Raw genomic sequence first — 20,293 nt, 5'->3', positions numbered from 1 at the left:
AATAAACGAGAAGAAAGAAGTCTAAATTTTATTATTATAAAAATAGACTTCTTACATTTAACTTTTGAAGCAAAGTATTGAAGGAAAGTAATATTTAGCTATTTATGATCACAATTACACTTTTTATCCTTGTGACCTTCAGCATGTTTTCCATGGCAATACTCGTGGTCAGAATTCTCTTTGTATGCTTTTTCATGACCACAACATCCATTAGAAGAATTGGATAATGGGACAAAACCTTGATTATCCATTGCATTGGAATTAAACTCAGGAACATTAGGAGTTAAATTCTTGTTTAATGTTGGATTAGTTTCAAATTGAGGCTTATTTCTATATACATTTTGATTAGTCATAAAATACCTCCTTAAGATACTTCTCATTAATAGTATGCTAAAAAACCATAAAAATATGGTAAGAAGAAAAAACAATAAATCCAATTAATTGACAGTAATAAAAATAAAAACAAAAAAATTTTATAAAAACAAAAATATATTGATTATCAATCAAGTAACAAATTTCTACTTTTAAGTATATATTATATTAAATTACTTAAAGGGGGAAAAACTATGAGTTATACTTATGAGTGGATACATCCAAATCCAAATCAGTTAGAAAATTCTATAAAGTTAATTGGAAAATCAATAGAATCAGAAAAGAAAGATTCTATGTTTTATCAATGGCTAATCGACAATATTCCAGCAAATCAATTACCACCCAAAGAAACAAAAAAAATAAAAGGAATAATAGAATCAATTAGAGATGATGAGTTGCGCCATAATCAAATGTACAAAAATATGTACTTTCAAATTACAGGAATGAAAATACAGCCTGAAGAAGAAACATTTATTCCGCCAGCAAGTTTTAAAGATGGGGTAGCAGACGCTATGATGGGAGAACTAAATGCAGTTAAAATTTATCGTGAAATAATGGAAGGACTTCCAAGTTTATATTATAGGGATCAAGTTTTTCATATATTGAGTGATGAATTAAGACATGGAAATTTATATAATTATATTTATACAGTAGTTTCTGTTCTTTAATAGATAGGTAAAATAAAAAGATGTAACTAGTACTAGTTACATCTTTGATATTTCAATAAAAGTTAAATTAATCAGCAACCTCGACAACTTCAAGTATTTCTTGAGGACATACTTTAACACATATTCCACAAGCCATACATTTAGATGGAGCTGGCTTTCCTTCTGATTTAACAATAATTCCTTTTGGACATGCTTCTACGCAAGTTAAACATCCTGTACATTTTTTCTTGTCTATTGTATAAATACCTTTAGCATTTTTAGATATTGCTTCTTCTGGACATTTTTTAGCACAGATACCACATTGGTTACAAGCTTTTACATCTAATACATTTTTTTTGTTAACCCCTATAGATATACAAGAGAAACCTTCTTTTTTATAAAAGGCTTCAGAACAAGCTAGTTCACAACTTAAACAAGCTTGACATGAAGATTTGTCCTTAACAACTAATTTTTTCAATTTTTTTTCCCCTCCCCTGATATGTAGATAATTTATTTGTTTGAAAATAAAGCATCCTATTTTTAGTGTATATGATTGTTATTGTAAAATCAACGAAGTAAGAAAATCAACTGATTACTTTTTGGAAAGCTAAAAAATCATTAATAATATTTTTGTACTTTATGTTAAAATTAGAAATAAATATTTGAATAATAGAAATTAAGTGTTATATTATAAAATAAATAATACAAAATTAATCGGATTTTTATATAAAGGAGGAAATAATGAAGAGAACAGATTATATATCGTGGGATGAATATTTTATGGGAATATCTTTATTATCAGGAATGAGAAGTAAAGATCCATCAACACAAGTGGGCGCTTGTATAGTAGATAAAAACAACAGGATAGTATCAATTGGCTACAATGGTTTTGTTAATGGATGTAGTGATGAAGATTTTCCATGGGAAAGAGAAGGAGAGTTTCTTCAAACCAAATATCCATACGTAGTACATGCAGAACAAAATGCAATATTAAATGCTAGAGGAAAATCTTTAGAAGGGTGTAGTATCTATGTTAATCTATTCCCTTGTCACGACTGTGCTAGAAATATAATTCAGTCTGGTATAAAGAAAATATACTATTTAGATGATAAATATGCTGAAACAGATTCAACAAAAGCATCTAAGTATATGTTTGAAAAAGCAAAAGTACAATGTATAAAATTAGAAGCAAGTATAGAAAAAATAGAAATATTATTTAAATAAAGTTAATAAAAAGAAATATAAAATATGAAAATTTATTTTATATTTCTTTTTTTGTGAAAAAATCTGATTAGCATTGTTTGATTTTTAATCAATATAAAATAATGAATTTTTGTAAATTTATGGAAAAAATTATAAAAAAAAACCAATGTACTTGAATGGCTACATTTCAGAATATAAACGAAAAATTTATATAGTATTGACAAAAATAAAGTTCAAAAATTAAAAATAAATCACTTGATTAAGCACCACATGTGGTATAGAATATACAAGGTGGTTACTATATATAGTGTTTTATCCAAAGGACAATGGGTATAAAACGTCTATAAAAGTCAATAGGTTTACATAAAAAAATTAAAAGATTAATCTATATAGATAAAAATAGATATCACTATGTACAAAAGGAGATGCTTATGAAAAAAGAGTTAAATATAATCAAAAGAGATGGAACAGTTGCCAAATTTGATAAAGATAAGATTGAAAATGCTATATTAAAAGCAATGAAATATGGTAGTGGAGTTTATATCCCAGAGATTGCAAAAGAAATAGCTGAAGATATAGAAACTATTTATATGGAACGTGATACCAACGCGACAGTATACAAAGTAGAAGAAATGGTATATACAAAGCTAATTGATTATAAACAAAAATTAACAGCTAAGGCATATGAAGGATACAGAGCGGTACAATCATTTAAAAGAACAATAAATACAACAGACGATAGCATCCTAGGTTTATTAGATAGAAGTAATGAAGATGTTTTAAACGAAAATTCAAATAAAAATGGTATATTAGCCTCTACTCAAAGAGATTTAGTAGCAGGAGAAGTATCAAAAGATATGTCTAGAAGAAAACTAATACCTGCTCATATAGTTCATGCACACGATGAAGGTGTTCTTCACTATCACGATATGGACTATGCAATGCAACCAATACACAACTGTATGTTAATCAACTTGGAAGATATGTTAACAAATGGAACAGTTATTAACAATAAACTAGTAGAATCTCCAAAATCTTTTGGAACAGCATGTACTATAGTTACTCAAATTATAGCTCAAATAGCAAGTGCTCAATATGGGGGAAATACAATAACAATAAAACATATAGCACCATTTTTAAGGGTATCATACAATAAATATTTAAATAAATATAAACAAAAATATTCTCTTGATATGGCTAAAGAATTATCTGAAGAGAGAATGATGGAAGAATTAAAATCTGGTATTCAAACTATTAGATATCAGTTGTCAACTCTTCATACAAGTAATGGACAATCACCATTTTGTACAATCTACTTAGAAATAGAAGAAGGTCATGAGTATGAAAGAGAAATGGCATTAATTTGTGAAGAAATGATAGTACAAAGATTAGAGGGAATGAAAAACTATAAAGGTCAAACAATAGGAGAAGAATTCCCTAAATTAGTTTATTTGCTAGATGAACATAACTGTTTAGAAGGCGGTAAATACGACTATATAACAAAACTTGCTGCAAAATGTAATACAAAACGATTAGTACCTGATTATCAAAGTGCAAAAATGATGAGAAAAAATTATGATGGAGAAACATTCCCTCCAATGGGTTGCAGATCGCACTTAAGCAACTGGAGAGATGAAAACGGAAATTATAAATGGTACGGAAGATTCAACCAAGGAGTTATATCTTTAAACTTAGTGCAAGTCGCATTAACAGCAGAAAAAGATATGGAAAAGTTTTGGAGTATATTAGATGAAAGATTAGATCTTTGTAAAGAAGCACTAATGATTCGACATAATTTATTAAAAGGTACAACATCTGATATATCACCAATTCACTGGCAACATGGTGGAATATCTAGATTAGAAAAAGGTGAAAAAATAGATTCTCTATTAGAAGGAGGATACTCAACACTTTCTTTAGGGTATGTTGGTGTATATGAAATGACACAAGCGATGTTAGGTATATCTCATACAACTGAAGAAGGTGAAAAGTTTGCCCTTGAAGTAATGAGTTATTTAAATGATAAATGTAGTGAGTGGAAAAAAGAAACAGGTCTTGGATTTGGTCTTTATGGAACGCCAGGAGAAAGTTTAACTTCAAGATTCTGTAGAATAGACAAACAAAAATTTGGAGAAATAAAAAATGTAACTGATAGAATGTATTATACAAACTCATATCATGTTCATGTTTCTGAAGAAATAGATGCATTTTCTAAATTAAAATTTGAAAGTCAATTCCATGATATAAGTTTAGGTGGATGTATAAGTTATGTAGAAGTGCCGGATATGAGTAAAAACTTACCAGCTGTAGAACAAATAATCAACTATATATATCATAATATACAATACGCCGAAATAAATACTAAACCAGATGTTTGTTTCGCATGTGATTATACTGGAGAAATAAAGCTAGATGAAAATTTAGAATGGTATTGTCCAAACTGTGGAAATAGAAATAAAGATGAGATGCAAGTTATGAGAAGAACTTGTGGTTATATAGGTTCAAATATGTGGGGTAAAGGTCGTACTCAAGAAATCGGAGAAAGAGTCTTACATTTATAAAATAAAAGGTGCATATGCACCTTTTCTATTATACATAAAAATAGTAAAAGGATGGGAAGAAAATGACATTACTAGATGCTAGACAATTAGTAACAAAAAAAGTAGCCGAATTAAAAGATAGAGTAAATAAATTAAGTAAAAAACCTTCTCTAGTAATAATTAGAGTAGGCGAAGATTTTGCCAGCGGAAAGTATGTATCAAATAAAGTTAAAAAATGCGAAGAAGTTGGAATAAGTTCAAAAATAATTCATTTAGATGAAAATATTAGTCAAGATGAAGTAGAAAAAATTATTATAGATTTAAATAAAGCTAAAGATGCCACAGGAGTTTTATTACAATTACCTATACCAAAGCATTTAAATGAAGATTACCTTACAAATCTTATAGAAGATGAAAAAGATGTAGATGGATTTACCATAGGAAATATGGGAAAATTATCTCTTAATTTAGAGGGGAATGTGGCATGTACTCCTAGAGGTATAATGACCTTATTAAAAGAATTTAAAATAGATATGGAAGGTAAGGATGTTCTTATAATAAATCGTTCTAATATAGTTGGAAAGCCATTATCACAATTATTCTTAAAAGAAAATGCCACAGTGACTATAGCTCACAGTAAAACTAAAAATTTAAAGGAAAAAATTAAAGCATCAGATATAGTTGTTACAGCGGTAGGAAGAAATAACTTCTTAAGCGCACAAGATTTTTCTAATAATACTACAATAATAGATGTATCAATTAACTTTAATGAAGCAGGAAAAATGTGTGGAGATGTGTCTAAAGAAGACTATGACGTTATAGTAAATGAAAAACAATGTCATTTGACTCCTGTGCCAAATGGAGTAGGCCAAATGACTGTTATAGAATTAATTGAACAAACAATAGAAATTGCTGAAAAAGGGGAGAGTAAATAATGGAAACAAAATTAAAAGTAAAACTTATATCTCATACAATGAATCCAGAGCTTGTTATAGCTACAGCAGGGAAGCTTTGTTATTCACCATCAAATATTGATGATTTAATGGAAAAGCAAACACCAGAAAGTATTGAAAGATTTGTAAATATGATTACTTCTATTGGTCATGGCAGTGTGTTAGAACATACTAGCTTTACTTTTGCAATAGAAGGAGTTTCAAGAAGTTTAACACATCAACTAGTTAGACATAGAATAGCATCTTATAGTCAGCAATCTCAAAGATATGTTAAAGAAACTCAGTTTGAATATGTGATTCCTCAAGACATAAAAAACAACCCTATACTTGAGCAAAGCTATAAAAATCATATGGAAGATGGTCAAAGGTTATATGATGATATAGTTGATAAATTAATATATGATTATGTTTATAATAAAGAGCAGTACGGTAAACTAGTAGATATTCAATTAAAAAAATGTAATATAGATAAAGATGAATTTGAAGCATGGAAAAATGTGAATGAATCTTGTGAAAAGTTTGTAGAATCTTTAAGAACATCATATAAAAAGTTATGTTCAACTTTAGAGAAGAAAGCAATTGAAAACGCTAGATATATATTCCCAAATGCGTGTGAAACAAAAATAATATGCACAATGAACTTAAGAAGTTTAATTAACTTCTGTCATCATAGATGTTGCAGAAGAGCACAAGAAGAAATAAATAAATTAGCATGGACTATGGTAGAGGAAGTGGAAAAAGAAAGTCCTTTACTTGGAAAAACTCTTGGTGCAAGTTGTCAATTTGGGCCATGTCCAGAAGGTTCTATGTGCTGTATGATGCCTTATGAAAAGAAAAATAAATAAGGTGAATTTTTAGATCCAGACACTAAAAGGAGCATAATAATATGAGAATAAATAGAATTAAAGATAATGATATAGCTAATGGATTTGGAATTACTATGTCTCTTTGGACCCAAGGATGCCCTCACAAGTGTAAAGGATGTTTTAATGGTGAAACTTGGAGTTTTACAGATGGTGAAGAATTTACTGAGGAAAAACTAAATTATATTATGAACAACATTGATAAACATAATATAAAAAGAGATTTATCCATACTAGGAGGTGAACCTCTTTGTCCTGAAAATATTGAGGGAGTTATTTATGTATGTAAGCAATTTAAAGATAAATATCCTGAAAAGAAAATATATTTATGGACGGGCTATACTGTTGAAAACTTTAATGAACTTCAAAGCGAAATTTTAAAATATGCAGATGTTTTAGTAGATGGCAAGTTTGAAGAAGAGAGAAAAAATATATCTCTTACATTGAGAGGATCATCAAACCAAAGGGTTATAAATGTTAAAGAAACATTAAAAGAAAATAAGTTAATATTATTTGATTTAGAAAATAAATAATATAATAAGGAGCTATTAAATAGCTTCTTTTTTTATTTTAAATTACTTACAAATCTAACAAGTTGATATAATATAAAGTAAAGAAGAAAAATACTCTTAATTGGGGAGATGATAGCTTATGTTAGGAGTAGCTTTAGAGGGTGGAGGTGCAAGAGGTGCATTTCATGTTGGAGCCATTAAAGCTTTACTAGAAGAGGGGTATGAGATAGATGGAATAGTAGGAACTTCTATTGGGGCCTTTAATGCAGCTATGGTTGCTCAAGGAGATTTTAAAAAATGTTTTGAAATGTGGAGTCATGTTACTCCACAACAACTATTTGATATAGAGGATAGGCATATGGCAAATGTAATAAATCGAAATCTTAATATAAAAACCATAACCTATTTTTCTAGTGAAGCAAAAAAAATAATTACTAACAGAGGGATTGATACGGATAATTTACGAAAAGTTGTAGATGAATTAATTGATGAGGAAAAATTAAGAAATAGTAATATAGACTTCGGCCTTGTTACTGTGGAATTAGGACCTTTAAGTCCTATAGAAGTGTTTAAAGAAGATATTCCAAATGGAAAAATAAAAAATTTTATAATGGCAAGTGCCAGATATCCAGGACTAAAAATGGAACCCTTAGATGGGAAGGCATACTTAGATGGAGGACTTTATGATAATTGCCCTGTGAGTCTTTTAGCAAAAAAAAATTATGACAAAATAATAGCCATAAGGTTAAATTCTAGTAGAAAATTAAGACATATTGATGAAAGTGTAAATGTGGTTGAAATTCAGCCGTCTATGGATTTAGGTGGAACTTTTATTTTTACAAAAGATTTAGCCCATAGAAATATTAAACTGGGTTATTATGATGCAATTAAGTCTATAAGAAAGTTAAAAGGAAGAGAGTACTATATAGAGCCAGTAGATGAGGATTTAATTTTTAGCAAACTTTTAGGATTACCTGATGAATTGATTATAGATATAGGAATAAGTATGGGGTTAGAAGATATTCCTCCCAAAAGAATGTTATTTGAATTTATATTACCTAATTTATCAAAGTATTTAAATTTAAATAAAGAAGATAACTATCAAGATATTATTATTGCACTTTTGGAAAATATGGCAAAGGAAAGACAAATAGAAAAATTTAAAATATATTCCTTATTAGATTTTTTTAACATAATAAAAGATAATGAAAAAGAAAGTAGTTTCCATAAAAAGGTTCAAATTAGTCTAAGAGGATTAAAAAGAAAAGCTATTGAAAATATTACTCAAGTAGATATGAATATAATAAATGAAAAATTATTATGTTTACTTGAAGATGAAGAATAAAAAATAGATAAGTTTGTATTTTTCAAACTTATCTATTTTTTTATTTAAAAAGTGAAGAAAAATTTCCACCGTACTCTACTCCAGTACTAAGACCTATATCTTCAAATATTTTTTTATTTATTTTAGTATCTTCTAGAAGTATATACACTTGACCATTTATAGTTTCCTTTACAGTAGATGTCATAGAACCTTGATTAGGTGCTTTTAATACTAAAAAATCTTTTGGATTTGTATAAGTTTTAATGGTTAATTTAAGGTTATTTTTAGTTACTGTTAAAGTAATATCATCTCCAAAATTTTGTATATTAATTTTACTATGGTTAATTGTGGTAAAACTATAGAATTCATTTTCCAAAGTAAGGCCTATAATAAAGCCTGTGAAGTCCTTTATGGGGAAAGGTATGGTTCCTACAGAACAAGTTATAGAAGCTTTTCTACTTTTAAAAGAGTTACTTTGAATCCATAACCAAGATTTTGGAAAGCTTTTACCCCAATTTTTTTCAATATATACTTTTCCTGCTGTAAAATTCACATTTATGCCATTAATATTTAAATCTCCAACAATAGATCCATTCAAAGCACATACATGTGAATAGCACTCCATGAATTTTAAATAATTATAAAATCCCATACTACCAGGATTAACGATACTACCTGGCCATTTTACTAAATTTTTTAATATTAGATTACCATGAATATTTAGATCATTAGAATCTATAGAGAGACTTATGTTTTCTAAAGAAAAAATATTAGAATTAATACATATCCTAAATCTCTTATTATTATATCTAAAATCATTTACATCATAAGATAAATAATTAAAAGTAGATTCTTTTCCATTTAAAATTTGTATAAAAGAGTGGTGCTCATCTTCGTTATTGCCATAAGAAATACCAGGAATTATGGCAAGTTTATAATCATTTTTCTTGTCGACTATTTTAAAATACCACCCTTCGAAGAAGTTTTTATTTTTGTGTTTTCCATGATATAAATGTGGATTAAAAGTTTCTTTCATAATATACCTCCTGCTTATATCATTATTAATATGAAAAATAAGAAAAAATATAACAAAAACAACAAATATCCTTATTATTTACAGAAAAAGTCTTATAAGTATATAAAAAATTTAATTATATGATAATACTTAATGGTATAATAAGTAGTGCAATGAAGATAATGAAAAATAGGTGATATGAATGGAAGATACAGTTAAGATAATAAATGAAATATGTAAAGATAATATAATAAAAGTAGTTATAAGTAATAAAAAGAATAAAGAGATAAAATACAATAAAATAGTTTTTCAGCTAAAAGAAAAAAATAATAAAAAATATTATCAAATAGAAAAATTTACAGACAAGCAAGTATTTCATGAAAATATAGAAACAAAAGACTTAAATTATAAAGTACTTGAATATATGAAGGAAGACTTCAAACAATTAAATGCTTGGTCAAATAATACAACTTATGATGTTAAAATATCTAAAAAAGGTAAAGTTTTTTTAGGGAAAAAGAAAAATAATAATGAAAATGTAGTTAATAAAGGACATAACAAAGAAAAAAACTATATTCTTAAAGAAGGTATGCTTATTCAACCTCTTATAGACTTAGGGGTTTTTACTAAAGAGGGTAAAGTTGTAAATTCAAAATATGACAAGTATAAGCAAATAAATAGATTTATTGAGATAATTGATGATGAAATTAAGAAAAATGATTATGAAGAATTAACAATATTAGATTTTGGTTGTGGAAAATCATATTTAACTTTTGTTCTTTACTATTATTTTGTAGAAATTAAAAAGATAAATGTAAAAATGATAGGATTGGATTTAAAAGAAGATGTAATAAAAAAATGTAATGAAATATCAAAAAAATATAAGTTTGATAATTTACATTTTGAACTTGGAGATATAAATGGATTTAAATATAATAATAAGGTAGATATGGTTATTACACTTCATGCATGTGATACAGCAACTGATTATGCGCTATATAATGCAATTAAATGGAATGCAAAAATGATATTTTCTGTGCCTTGTTGTCAACATGAATTTAATTATCAAATGAAGGCTGAAAACTTAGATATTTTAAATAAGTATGGGATCATACAAGAAAGAGTGGCAGCTCTTATGACAGATTCAGTGAGAGGTAATTTATTAGAATATGTAGGATATAAGGCTCAACTATTAGAGTTTATTGATATATCGCATTCGCCTAAAAATATTTTAATAAGAGCCTCAAAATCCAATTTATCAAAAGATAAAAAAGAAAAATCGCTACAACAAGTACAAATATTAATGAAAGAATTTAATTTTAATCCAACTTTATACAATTTATTAAAAGAAGATAATTTAATTTAGATGCAAAAACTCAAGGGCCCATGGTTCTTGAGTTTTATAAATGTAATAAATAGTTTGCTTAAAAATTTACATATGTTATAATTTAAAGAATTATATTTTATTCATATATAGTTTTGAAGGGAGACAGTTCATGAAGATATTGAGATTATTATTTAGCAGAATGGTAGTCATTGGGGTAATGATTGCTATTCAACTTGGAATATTTTTATATTTATTAATAAAATTCAGTCATTTTTCAGCAATAGTACCTATTATGTGTACTGCCATAAGTGCTTTAGTAGTACTTTGGATTATAAATAAAAGTGATAATCCGGCTTATAAATTGGCTTGGATTATACCAATATTAATTTTTAATATCACAGGAGGTATATTATATCTTATACTAGGTAATAAAAAACCTTCTAAAGAGATGAGACACCGTTTAGAGAAAGTTCAGGAAAAGACAAGTAAATATTTAAGACAAGATAAAGATATATCAGAAGAAGTTGAAAAAGAAAATAAAACAATTTATGGTCACATGAATTATATAAACTGTGCAGCTGGCTATCCTATGTACAAAAACACGGAGGTTAAATATTATAGTCTGGGAGAGGATAATTACGAAGATTTAATTAAAGAACTAAAAAAAGCAAAAAGATATATATTTATGGAATACTTTATTATTGAAGAAGGTAAGATGTGGGATGGTATTTTAGAAATACTAGAGCAAAAAGCTAAAGAAGGATTAGATGTAAGACTTATGTATGATGATATGGGTTGTATATCTCTTCTTCCTTATGGATATGATAAAATTTTAGACAAGAAGGGAATAAAATGTATTGCTTTTAATCCTTTTAAACCTTTATTATCTCTTGTTATGAATAATAGAGACCATCGCAAAATTACAGTAATAGATGGACATACAGGGTTTACTGGTGGTATAAATTTAGCTGATGAGTATATTAATGAAAAAGTTAGGTTTGGGCATTGGAAAGATACAGGGGTTATGTTAAAAGGACAAGGTGTATGGAATTTAACCATGATGTTTTTAGAAATGTGGAATTCTACTAGACAAACAGATGAAGACTTTTCTATTTATAAACCAGAAGTACATCAATTTGAAACTACTGTAAGTGATGGATTTGTACAACCTTATGGAGATTCACCTTTAGATGAAGAGGTTGTAGGAGAAAATGTATATTTAAATATTATAAATAGTGCAAAAAACTATGTATATATTTTTACACCATATTTGATTATTGATAATGAAATGATGACAGCCCTTTGTTTAGCTGCTAAAAAAGGAGTAGACGTAAAAATAGTAACGCCAGGAATACCAGATAAGAAGACTGTATTTAAGCTTACAAGATCTTATTATCCTCAATTAATAAGAGCCGGCGTGAAGATATATGAATATACTCCAGGATTTATTCATGCTAAAGTATTTGTTTGTGATGATGAAGTTGCAACTGTAGGTACAATAAATATGGATTATAGAAGCTTATACTTACATTTTGAGTGTGGTGTGTATTTATATAAATGCAAGTGTTTAAGTGATATTAAAAAAGATGCTTTAGATACAATTTTAAAAAGTAGAGAATTTTCTGAGGAAGACATAAAGGCCGGAAGAAGATATGCCTTATGGCAAGCAATACTTAGAGTATTTGCACCACTTATGTAGCAATGTAAATTGACAAATAAATCAATTTTATCCTAAAAATAAGAAATATGTAAAGTATTTTATATAAGTAAGTGGGTTGCTACTATGAATGAAAAATTAGTGAAAATTCTTGAAGAATCAAGAAATAATCAACTAATTAGGAAAAAGTTCCTTGAAATAAGAAATAAAGAAGATCCTATGGGGGCGTTTTGTAATGTTGCCACATCTATGGGGTATGATTATTTTTTTACATCGCTAAATTAGAGTATAACCAATAAAATGCTCTCAGTAATAAATTTTATGTTTATTGTTGAGAGCATTAATTTTTTTATTTAATTAGACTTTGGTAAGGTAACTTTACCATTTTTTATTAAAGCTAATAAGTAAATTGCTTCTTCTCGAGCATAAATATCATAAATTGTATCAGTATCATAATCAAGCACCATTTTTAATGCATCAAGAACCCTATTGCCTTTAATTATTCTCAATAATGATTCAACCCTATTATAAATATCTAGAATATTTTCATCAATTAATATGGGGTCATATCTATGTATATCTGCTGTAAATTCATTTTTAGTTTGCCTGTTGGATAAGAAATTTAGATTATTTAGAAAGGTCTCCATATATAAGCCGACAAACCAAGGACTGGCACTTTCAAAATTTTCAACTAATTCATCATCACTTAGATGTAAATTATTCATATTAGCACCTCCATTAAATTATTAATTATAGGATTTACTATAAATTAATATTTATATACATGTAAATCATGGTAATAGTTATAAACCAAAATTTTCAAAATAATAGAATGAGTAATTGTAAAAAATAATATTAAAAGTATAATGGGAGGTTTTTATGGCTAATAAAATTGTAAATCCAAATGCAAGAGAAGCTTTAAATCAAATGAAAATGGAAATAGCAAATGAATTAGGTATGGAACATGATATATCAGGAGGAGATAAAACCTCTTATGCGAATGGCAAGAAAGGTGGAGATTTAGGAGGGTTAATGAGTAAAACTCTAGTAAATATGGGAAAAGAAGAATTAATTAGACAATATTATAAAAAATAGATAAAAAAGACTGCTGATGCAGTCTTTTTTATTATTTATATGCTAAAATATAGTTATGAAAATGTTTATAATACAAATTGTTGTTGTAGTAAATATTACAAAATAACATATTGACTGGATGCTAATAAAAAATTATATATAAAAAAAGTGGTAAAATATGTAGAAATTTTCTATATTTGTGTTACAATTTTCTTGTAATAGTTAAATTAAAGGAGAAAATTATGTTACATACATCACTGGATTATATTTTAGTTAGAAGTTTTCCGGAGTGTGCGATAATGCTACTAGTAGGATGTTACTTTTTAAATTTAAAAATATCAATAGGAACTTTATGCAAAAAGACATTAATGTTAGGAATAATTCAGTCATTTATTAGAATGCTTCCAATTAGTTTTGGCATACACACGATTATAGGAATGGCTCTTGTTTTATTTATACTAGTAGATGTATCGAAAGATAGTTTCATGAACTGTATAATAGCATTGTGTAAGCTATTTTTATGTTTAATACTTAGTGAATTTATTTATATAAGTTTATTAACCAACGTATTTAACGTTTCTAGAAATGCTTTAGTAAACAATTATACTATAAGGGGCGCATTTTATACATTGCCATCTCTTATCATACTTGTTCTTTTAGCTTTTGTAATAGAATTTATCATAAAAAAACTTCAAGAGGGGAGTATAGTTAAACATAATGAATAGTATAACTGAAAATCTTTCTGACAAGATTGCCTTTAGATTATGTGGATCTAAAGATAAGTCAAGTGATGAATTTGAAGTATTAAAATATGGAATATTTGCATTTCTACATATATGCATGGCAGCAATACTAACTATTTTATTTGGAATTTTAACTAGTACATTATTTCAGATAGTTATAATATCTTTAGTAGCGGGACTGATGAAAAGAAACTCTGGAGGCATACATTGTTCAAGTCCAAATAGATGCTTAATAACAGGGATAATATTATCATATATATTTGCTCTAATAGGTAAGTCTTTGATAAATGCAAAATTAGGAGTGCTATATTCAATAGATGTAATTATATTAATTCATTCTTTTATTATTTTATACAAAAAATGTCCTGTGCCATCAGAAAATAAGCCATTAAAAAAAGAAGCGATAAGGAAAAAATTAAGAAAAAACTCATTTTGTGTATATTTTGTGTGTATAATATTATTTATATTTAATATATTGTTAAACTTGTTAAATTTGAATTTGAATTCATTAGTGTTATGTATATCCTTAGGTATATATATGCAAATGTTATCCTTAACAATTGTAGGAAGCAAATCCATATTATTTATAGATAAGGTTTTATTAAAGTTTAAAATTTAGATTGTGATATTAACGAAGTATGTGTTAATATAAAAATTATTACAAAGGAGATGTAACGATGGGAGTATTAGCGAATTTTTTTACTAAAATTGCAAAAAATACAAGTACATATTGTTTTGCGATATTCTTTGAGCCTGAAGTTCCAAAATCTTTAAGAGAAGAGTAATAGGTTAAAGGACCATAGGAAAATATTCTTATGGTTCTTTTGATATGTTATTTTTATAGTAATTATTTAATATATAGGTGAATACATATGAACGAATTTGATTATGAAAGACGATTGAAAATATTAGAAATTTTAGTTGGGTTAAAATTTTTATATATTATATTAGCAACTTTAAATATTATAAGCTATTACAATATAGCGCTAGATATGGATAATATACTTCTTGTAATTGTTTTAGCCTGTTGTATAGCACCATTTATGATATTTTGTTCAAAAATGATGTATGGAGATACAGAAAAAAGTTTCTTTAATATGCCAACAATTTACAATGTAATAGAAGTTTTGATATTATTAGGCTTATTTATTATTTTAATGTCGAAAACAGGAGGGTCAAATAGCTCTTTTAAATATATCAGTACAATTATAATATTAATATGTTCTATACAATATAAGAAAGAAATAAGTTTTGCTATAACTGTAGCTGTATCATTGATAATACTTGCATTTAACTTAGTAAATGTAGATTATACACCTCTAATTAGTAGTATGGATACAGCAAGACATTTTGAAGGGGATATAATATTAGTAAGTTCTTTATTAATAACATCTTTTATTATTTCTTTATACATTAATATAGAAAGCGATTATAATTTAAAATTAAAAGAATTAGCAGTAAAGGATGGACTTACAGGTTTATTAAACCATAGGAGTTTTCAGGATGTATTAGGCTCATATATAGTTAATTCTCAAAAAGAAGATAAAGAAGTTTCTTTATTGTTTATGGATATAGATAATTTTAAAAATTATAATGATATAAATGGACATCAAAAAGGAGATTGGCTCCTTACAAGGTTAGGCGAAATTTTAAGAAATACAGTTGACGATTTAGGAGAAGTAGCTCGTTATGGAGGCGAAGAGTTTGCTGTAATTTTATATAATCAAACAGAAGAAGCTGCGCTAAACTTAGGAGAATTAATTCGACAGAATATACAACAAACATATTTTTCAGGTCAAGAACATCAACCTAATAAGCATATAACAGTGTCTATTGGTGTATCAACTTATCCAAAGGTGGCGAAAAATAAAAAGCAATTAATTGAACTTGCGGATAATGCACTGTATAGAGCAAAATCTTTTGATAAGAATCGTGTTGAAAGATATTATAATATATTGGATGAAATAGATAGTAGCATTGACAAAAGGGCATTAGAATCTATTGCAAGTATGTTAAATAAAATAAATAAAAAAGATAAATATACTTACGGTCACTCGGAAAGAGTAGTTATTTATGCTAAAAAATTTGCAACATATTTAAATTTAGATGAGCAGTCTAGAAAAGATTTACTTTTGGCGGCTTATTTGCATGATATAGGAAAGTTAGAAATATCAAAAGAATTATTAAATAAAAGAGAAAAATTATCTCAAAGTGAGTTTAATGTTTTAAAACAACATCCAACATTGGGGGCTGATTTAGTAAGTAATATAAAAGACTTTAATGCAGTTGAGCCTATAATAAAATATCATCACGAAAGATATGATGGAAATGGGTATCCTTGTAATTTAAAAGGAGATAAAATTCCATATCTAGCTAGGATGTTAACAATAATAGATAGCTTTGATGCTATGACATCGAAAAGACCTTATAATATAAGAAAAGATTATAATCAAGCAATTGTAGAGTTAAAAAAATGTGCAGGAACTCATTTCGATGTAGAATTAGTATCTAAATTTATAGATATGCTTCAAAATGATATGATAAAGAAAAAGGAACCTGAAGGATTAAAGAATATTTTACCATTAATGAATGATGTGAATAGAAGTGCTTAAAATGAAAAGTTTTCTAAGAATAATATTATTTTTAGAAAGCTTTTTATATTGTTTATTAAAATATTTTTGCTACAATTAAGTTAAGTTTAGATTATAAAAATATATTCGAAGGAGATAGAGATATGGGAGATGTAGGAGTCAAATACATATTTGAATCAAATGACCAATTAACTAATAACATTAAAAATATATTGAAGACATTAAAGCATAAAGATTATAATGGTGAAGTAGAAGAACTATATGAGAGTTTTATAAATGATTTATATGAAAATATATACACATATAAAGAAAGTAAAAGAATATTAATTACCTTGTACTATTCATTAGAAATAATAAAAGAAAATCTAGACAATAATAATTTTATTAGAAAAGAGCTTTTTTTGGAAGAAAATTTAAATAATCAATATTTGGCGGAAGAAATAATGAATGGAATACTTATATCTTCTAGAAACGAACATGAGGAAAGCAAGTTAAAATATTATGGATATTTACTTGGAAATATAATGTTTAAGGATGATTTAGATAGAGATGAATGTAATAGATTAATAAAATTATCTAGACAATTAACTTATTGTCAAATTAAATTAATTAATATGTACGTAATTTCTCAAACTATTCAAATTCCAATATTACAGAGAGAAGACTATACTAAGCTAGGTATAAGAGACTATAAACTATTAGGAATTTTACAAGATACTTTAGATATGATACAAAAATCAATACTAAATGGAAGTGGAAAGTTAGTGTTAGATGTGGTTCAAATAAATCCTTCTAAGATAAAAGTTCAAGGAGTGGGAACATTACTATATAATTGCATGTCTTTAAATAAAATGCCTTATGATGAACTGGAAGATATGTTGGAGTTATTGTCAAAATAGAAATAATATTATAAATAAGTGCTCATTAAGGGCACTTATTTTTGTTTGAAATTAAATAAAATGGGTAAATTATATATAATTTAGTTGTAAAAAAAAATAAATATAAATATAAAAAATAATAATGCAAACGGTTGCATTAAAATATTGACATGAATATTCAAGCTATGATAGTATCATTATAGAAATTAAGGTAAACTATATATGATTGTGAAGACGATTATATAATATTAAATAAGGGAGAGGCCGAAATTAATGAAAGACAAAATATTTGGTGTTTTACAACGTGTAGGTAGATCGTTTATGCTACCAATAGCTATTTTACCAGTAGCAGGTTTATTTTTGGGAATTGGTGGATCATTCACTAATGAAACAATGTTAAATGCTTATGGATTAATGGGTGTTATGGGACCAGGAACACCTATAAATGCATTCTTAACGGTTTTAAGTAATGCAGGAGATATAGTATTCGCAAACTTACCATTATTATTTGCAATGGGTGTTGCAATTGGTATGGCTAAAAAAGAAAAAGAAGTAGCAGCTTTATCTGGAGCAATAGCATTCTTAATTATGCATGCTTCTATTGGTGCAATGATAAACATTAATGGTGGAACAGAAGCTATGCTTGCTGGTTCTACAGCAAGTGTATTAGGTATAAACTCACTTCAAATGGGTGTGTTTGGAGGTATGATAGTAGGACTTGGTGTAGCAGCGTTACATAATCGTTTCTACAAAATCGAGTTACCTCAAGTATTATCATTCTTTGGTGGAACTAGATTTGTTCCTATTATATCTGCAATAACTTATTTATTTGTTGGTATATTAATGTTCTATATATGGCCAAATGTACAAAGTGCTATTTATTCAGTTGGTAATATAGTACAAAGTTCAGGATATGCAGGAACTTGGGTATATGGATTTATGGAAAGAGCTTTAATACCATTTGGACTTCATCACGTATTCTACTTACCATTCTGGCAAACTGCTGTTGGTGGTACTGCAATGGTGGGAGGACAATTAATAGAAGGTGCTCAAAATATATTCTTTGCGCAACTAGCAGATCCATCTACTGTACAATTTAGTGTAGAGGCTACTAGATTTATGTCTGGTAAATTCCCACTTATGATATTTGGTTTACCAGGTGCAGCACTTGCAATGTACAAATGTGCTAAACCAGAAAAGCGTAAAGTTGTCGGAGGTTTATTATTATCAGCGGCATTAACATCAATGTTAACAGGTATAACTGAGCCAATTGAATTTACATTCTTATTTGTTGCTCCAATATTATATGTAATACACTCAGTACTTGCAGGAGTCTCATATATGATAATGCACATGCTAAATGTTGGAGTTGGTATGACATTCTCTGGAGGTTTAATAGACTTAACATTATTTGGTATATTACAAGGGAATGCTAAAACTCATTGGTTAAATATAATATGGGTTGGTTTAATATACTTTGCAGTTTACTATTTCTTATTTACCTTCTTAATTAAGAAATTTAACTTCAAAACTCCTGGTAGAGATGATGATGAAGAAGAAGTAAAATTATATACAAGAGCAGATGTAAATGCTAAAAAAGAAGGAAGTTCAGCAAACTCATCAAATCAAGATGATAAGATATCAGCTATGATATTAAAAGGTTTAGGTGGACAAGATAATTTAAGTGATTTAGACTGTTGTGCGACAAGACTTCGTGTTACTGTAAAAGATTCTTCTAAGGTAAGTGAATCTTTACTAAAGTCAAGTGGAGCAGCAGGTGTTATAATAAAAGGTAATGGAATACAAGTTATATATGGACCAAGGGTTACAGTTATAAAATCAAACTTAGAAGATTTTATAGCAAGCGGTGCTAATATTGAGGTTGCAGCAGATTTAGATGTAGTAGAGACTAAGCAAGAAAAAAAAGAAGATAAAGTTGAAAATAATTATATAATTGTAGCTCCAATAGAAGGTAATGCAATATCTTTAGAAGAAGTAGGGGACGGAGTGTTCTCTGAAGGTATGTTAGGAAAAGGTGTTGCAATAGAGCCAGCTATTGGTAGAGCGGTATCACCAGTAGATGGAGTGGTTTCAACAGTATTTGATACAAAACATGCAGTGGGATTAACTTCGGACAACGGTGTAGAAGTATTAATACACATAGGTTTAGATACTGTTAAACTAAATGGTAAGCATTTTACTACTCATGTTAAAGCAGGTGACCAAGTTAAGGCAGGGGATCTTTTAGTAGAATTTGATATAGAAAAAATAAAAGAAGCTGGATATCCAACTGTTACCCCTGTAATAGTGACTAACACAGATAGTTATGAAGGTGTGGAAGCTATGGCTAAAGGTTCAGTAAAAGAAAAAGATAAATTGATATCAGTTAAATAGTTTATAAAGATGTAGGTCTAAATACCTACATCTTTTTTAATATATAAAATATCAAGTATAAAATTTATTAGAAGCAGGATAAACATATTTAATTATTTAGTGTGAAAAAGCATAAATGAGGGTATAAATTATATTGGATAAAATTACATAGTAAATAATGTTTGCAAAAAGACGTATTTTAACTCGTAAAAATATAAAAA

At 27.4% G+C, this 20,293-nt stretch carries 21 protein-coding genes; 17 read left to right on the top strand and 4 right to left on the bottom strand.

Going from position 1 to position 20,293, the window contains the following annotated elements; all coding sequences use genetic code 11:
• Positions 1 to 98: 98 nt before the first annotated feature.
• The gene (locus tag K0039_RS14145; protein WP_228105721.1) at positions 99 to 353 is read right to left on the bottom strand and encodes a hypothetical protein; all 255 of its coding nucleotides are present in this window, start codon (positions 351 to 353) and stop codon (positions 99 to 101) included.
• A 213-nt stretch (positions 354 to 566) separates the two neighbouring features.
• Here K0039_RS14145 and K0039_RS14140 point away from each other — a divergent pair, with 213 nt between their 5' ends.
• Positions 567 to 1,040: a ferritin-like domain-containing protein gene (locus K0039_RS14140; protein ID WP_228105720.1), complete on the top strand. Its 474-nt coding sequence runs from the start codon at positions 567 to 569 to the stop codon at positions 1,038 to 1,040.
• Positions 1,041 to 1,107: 67 nt separating this feature from the next.
• On the opposite strand, the gene K0039_RS14135 is transcribed toward K0039_RS14140, so the two are convergent.
• Positions 1,108 to 1,497 (bottom strand): 4Fe-4S binding protein, encoded by a 390-nt coding sequence (locus K0039_RS14135; protein WP_228105719.1) that lies wholly within the window; start codon positions 1,495 to 1,497, stop codon positions 1,108 to 1,110.
• Positions 1,498 to 1,760: 263 nt separating this feature from the next.
• On the opposite strand from K0039_RS14135, the gene K0039_RS14130 reads away from it, so the two are divergent.
• The 6 genes from K0039_RS14130 to K0039_RS14105 all read left to right on the top strand — a co-directional run bounded on the left by K0039_RS14130 (position 1,761) and on the right by K0039_RS14105 (position 8,435).
• Entirely contained in the window at positions 1,761 to 2,243 is a 483-nt protein-coding gene (locus K0039_RS14130) for a deoxycytidylate deaminase (RefSeq protein WP_228105718.1), read from the top strand.
• A 410-nt stretch (positions 2,244 to 2,653) separates the two neighbouring features.
• Positions 2,654 to 4,783, top strand: a complete 2,130-nt coding sequence (gene nrdD / locus K0039_RS14125; protein ID WP_228105717.1) for an anaerobic ribonucleoside-triphosphate reductase — start codon at positions 2,654 to 2,656, stop codon at positions 4,781 to 4,783.
• Positions 4,784 to 4,845: 62 nt separating this feature from the next.
• Complete coding sequence (locus K0039_RS14120; protein ID WP_228105716.1) at positions 4,846 to 5,697, top strand: bifunctional 5,10-methylenetetrahydrofolate dehydrogenase/5,10-methenyltetrahydrofolate cyclohydrolase; 852 nt, start codon at positions 4,846 to 4,848, stop codon at positions 5,695 to 5,697.
• Entirely contained in the window at positions 5,697 to 6,560 is an 864-nt protein-coding gene (gene thyX / locus K0039_RS14115) for an FAD-dependent thymidylate synthase (RefSeq protein ID WP_228105715.1), read from the top strand. The genes K0039_RS14120 and thyX overlap by 1 nt, the downstream gene beginning before the upstream one ends.
• Before the next feature lie 41 nt (positions 6,561 to 6,601).
• Positions 6,602 to 7,111 (top strand): anaerobic ribonucleoside-triphosphate reductase activating protein, encoded by a 510-nt coding sequence (gene nrdG, locus K0039_RS14110; protein WP_228105714.1) that lies wholly within the window; start codon positions 6,602 to 6,604, stop codon positions 7,109 to 7,111.
• A 118-nt stretch (positions 7,112 to 7,229) separates the two neighbouring features.
• Positions 7,230 to 8,435, top strand: coding sequence for a patatin-like phospholipase family protein (locus tag K0039_RS14105; protein WP_228105713.1), 1,206 nt, complete (start codon positions 7,230 to 7,232; stop codon positions 8,433 to 8,435).
• A gap of 40 nt (positions 8,436 to 8,475) precedes the next feature.
• On the opposite strand, the gene K0039_RS14100 is transcribed toward K0039_RS14105, so the two are convergent.
• Positions 8,476 to 9,450 (bottom strand): tocopherol cyclase family protein, encoded by a 975-nt coding sequence (locus K0039_RS14100; RefSeq protein ID WP_228105712.1) that lies wholly within the window; start codon positions 9,448 to 9,450, stop codon positions 8,476 to 8,478.
• Between the two features lie 181 nt (positions 9,451 to 9,631).
• Between K0039_RS14100 and K0039_RS14095 the strand changes: the two genes are divergently transcribed.
• From K0039_RS14095 to K0039_RS14085, 3 genes are all read left to right on the top strand, one after another.
• Entirely contained in the window at positions 9,632 to 10,795 is a 1,164-nt protein-coding gene (locus tag K0039_RS14095) for a class I SAM-dependent methyltransferase (protein ID WP_228105711.1), read from the top strand.
• A 130-nt stretch (positions 10,796 to 10,925) separates the two neighbouring features.
• Positions 10,926 to 12,455: a cardiolipin synthase gene (gene cls / locus K0039_RS14090; protein WP_228105710.1), complete on the top strand. Its 1,530-nt coding sequence runs from the start codon at positions 10,926 to 10,928 to the stop codon at positions 12,453 to 12,455.
• Between the two features lie 84 nt (positions 12,456 to 12,539).
• On the top strand, positions 12,540 to 12,698 hold the full coding sequence (locus K0039_RS14085; RefSeq protein ID WP_228105709.1) for a hypothetical protein: 159 nt from the start codon (positions 12,540 to 12,542) through the stop codon (positions 12,696 to 12,698).
• A gap of 68 nt (positions 12,699 to 12,766) precedes the next feature.
• Here the strand turns inward: K0039_RS14085 and K0039_RS14080 are convergent, their stop codons facing one another.
• The gene (locus K0039_RS14080) at positions 12,767 to 13,138 is read right to left on the bottom strand and encodes a hypothetical protein (RefSeq protein ID WP_228105708.1); all 372 of its coding nucleotides are present in this window, start codon (positions 13,136 to 13,138) and stop codon (positions 12,767 to 12,769) included.
• 154 nt (positions 13,139 to 13,292) lie between these two features.
• Between K0039_RS14080 and K0039_RS14075 the strand changes: the two genes are divergently transcribed.
• The 7 genes from K0039_RS14075 to K0039_RS14045 all read left to right on the top strand — a co-directional run bounded on the left by K0039_RS14075 (position 13,293) and on the right by K0039_RS14045 (position 20,093).
• Positions 13,293 to 13,508, top strand: a complete 216-nt coding sequence (locus K0039_RS14075; RefSeq protein WP_228105707.1) for a small, acid-soluble spore protein, alpha/beta type — start codon at positions 13,293 to 13,295, stop codon at positions 13,506 to 13,508.
• Positions 13,509 to 13,729: 221 nt separating this feature from the next.
• Positions 13,730 to 14,212, top strand: coding sequence for a hypothetical protein (locus K0039_RS14070; protein ID WP_228105706.1), 483 nt, complete (start codon positions 13,730 to 13,732; stop codon positions 14,210 to 14,212).
• Positions 14,205 to 14,849: an accessory gene regulator ArgB-like protein gene (locus tag K0039_RS14065; protein ID WP_228105705.1), complete on the top strand. Its 645-nt coding sequence runs from the start codon at positions 14,205 to 14,207 to the stop codon at positions 14,847 to 14,849. Before K0039_RS14070 ends, K0039_RS14065 begins: the two co-directional genes overlap by 8 nt.
• 58 nt (positions 14,850 to 14,907) lie before the next feature.
• Positions 14,908 to 15,015, top strand: a complete 108-nt coding sequence (locus tag K0039_RS14060) for a cyclic lactone autoinducer peptide (RefSeq protein WP_018592166.1) — start codon at positions 14,908 to 14,910, stop codon at positions 15,013 to 15,015.
• A gap of 87 nt (positions 15,016 to 15,102) precedes the next feature.
• Complete coding sequence (locus K0039_RS14055; RefSeq protein WP_228105704.1) at positions 15,103 to 16,842, top strand: bifunctional diguanylate cyclase/phosphohydrolase; 1,740 nt, start codon at positions 15,103 to 15,105, stop codon at positions 16,840 to 16,842.
• 122 nt (positions 16,843 to 16,964) lie between these two features.
• On the top strand, positions 16,965 to 17,720 hold the full coding sequence (locus K0039_RS14050) for a hypothetical protein (RefSeq protein ID WP_228105703.1): 756 nt from the start codon (positions 16,965 to 16,967) through the stop codon (positions 17,718 to 17,720).
• A gap of 252 nt (positions 17,721 to 17,972) precedes the next feature.
• A complete protein-coding gene (locus tag K0039_RS14045) occupies positions 17,973 to 20,093 on the top strand; it encodes a PTS sugar transporter subunit IIABC (RefSeq protein ID WP_228105702.1) in 2,121 nt (706 codons plus the stop codon).
• The last annotated feature ends 200 nt before the right edge of the window (positions 20,094 to 20,293 follow it).

The sequence above is a fragment of the Terrisporobacter mayombei genome (assembly GCF_020748465.1).
GTDB lineage: Bacteria > Bacillota > Clostridia > Peptostreptococcales > Peptostreptococcaceae > Terrisporobacter > Terrisporobacter mayombei.
This window is presented reverse-complemented; position numbering and strand designations above follow the sequence as displayed.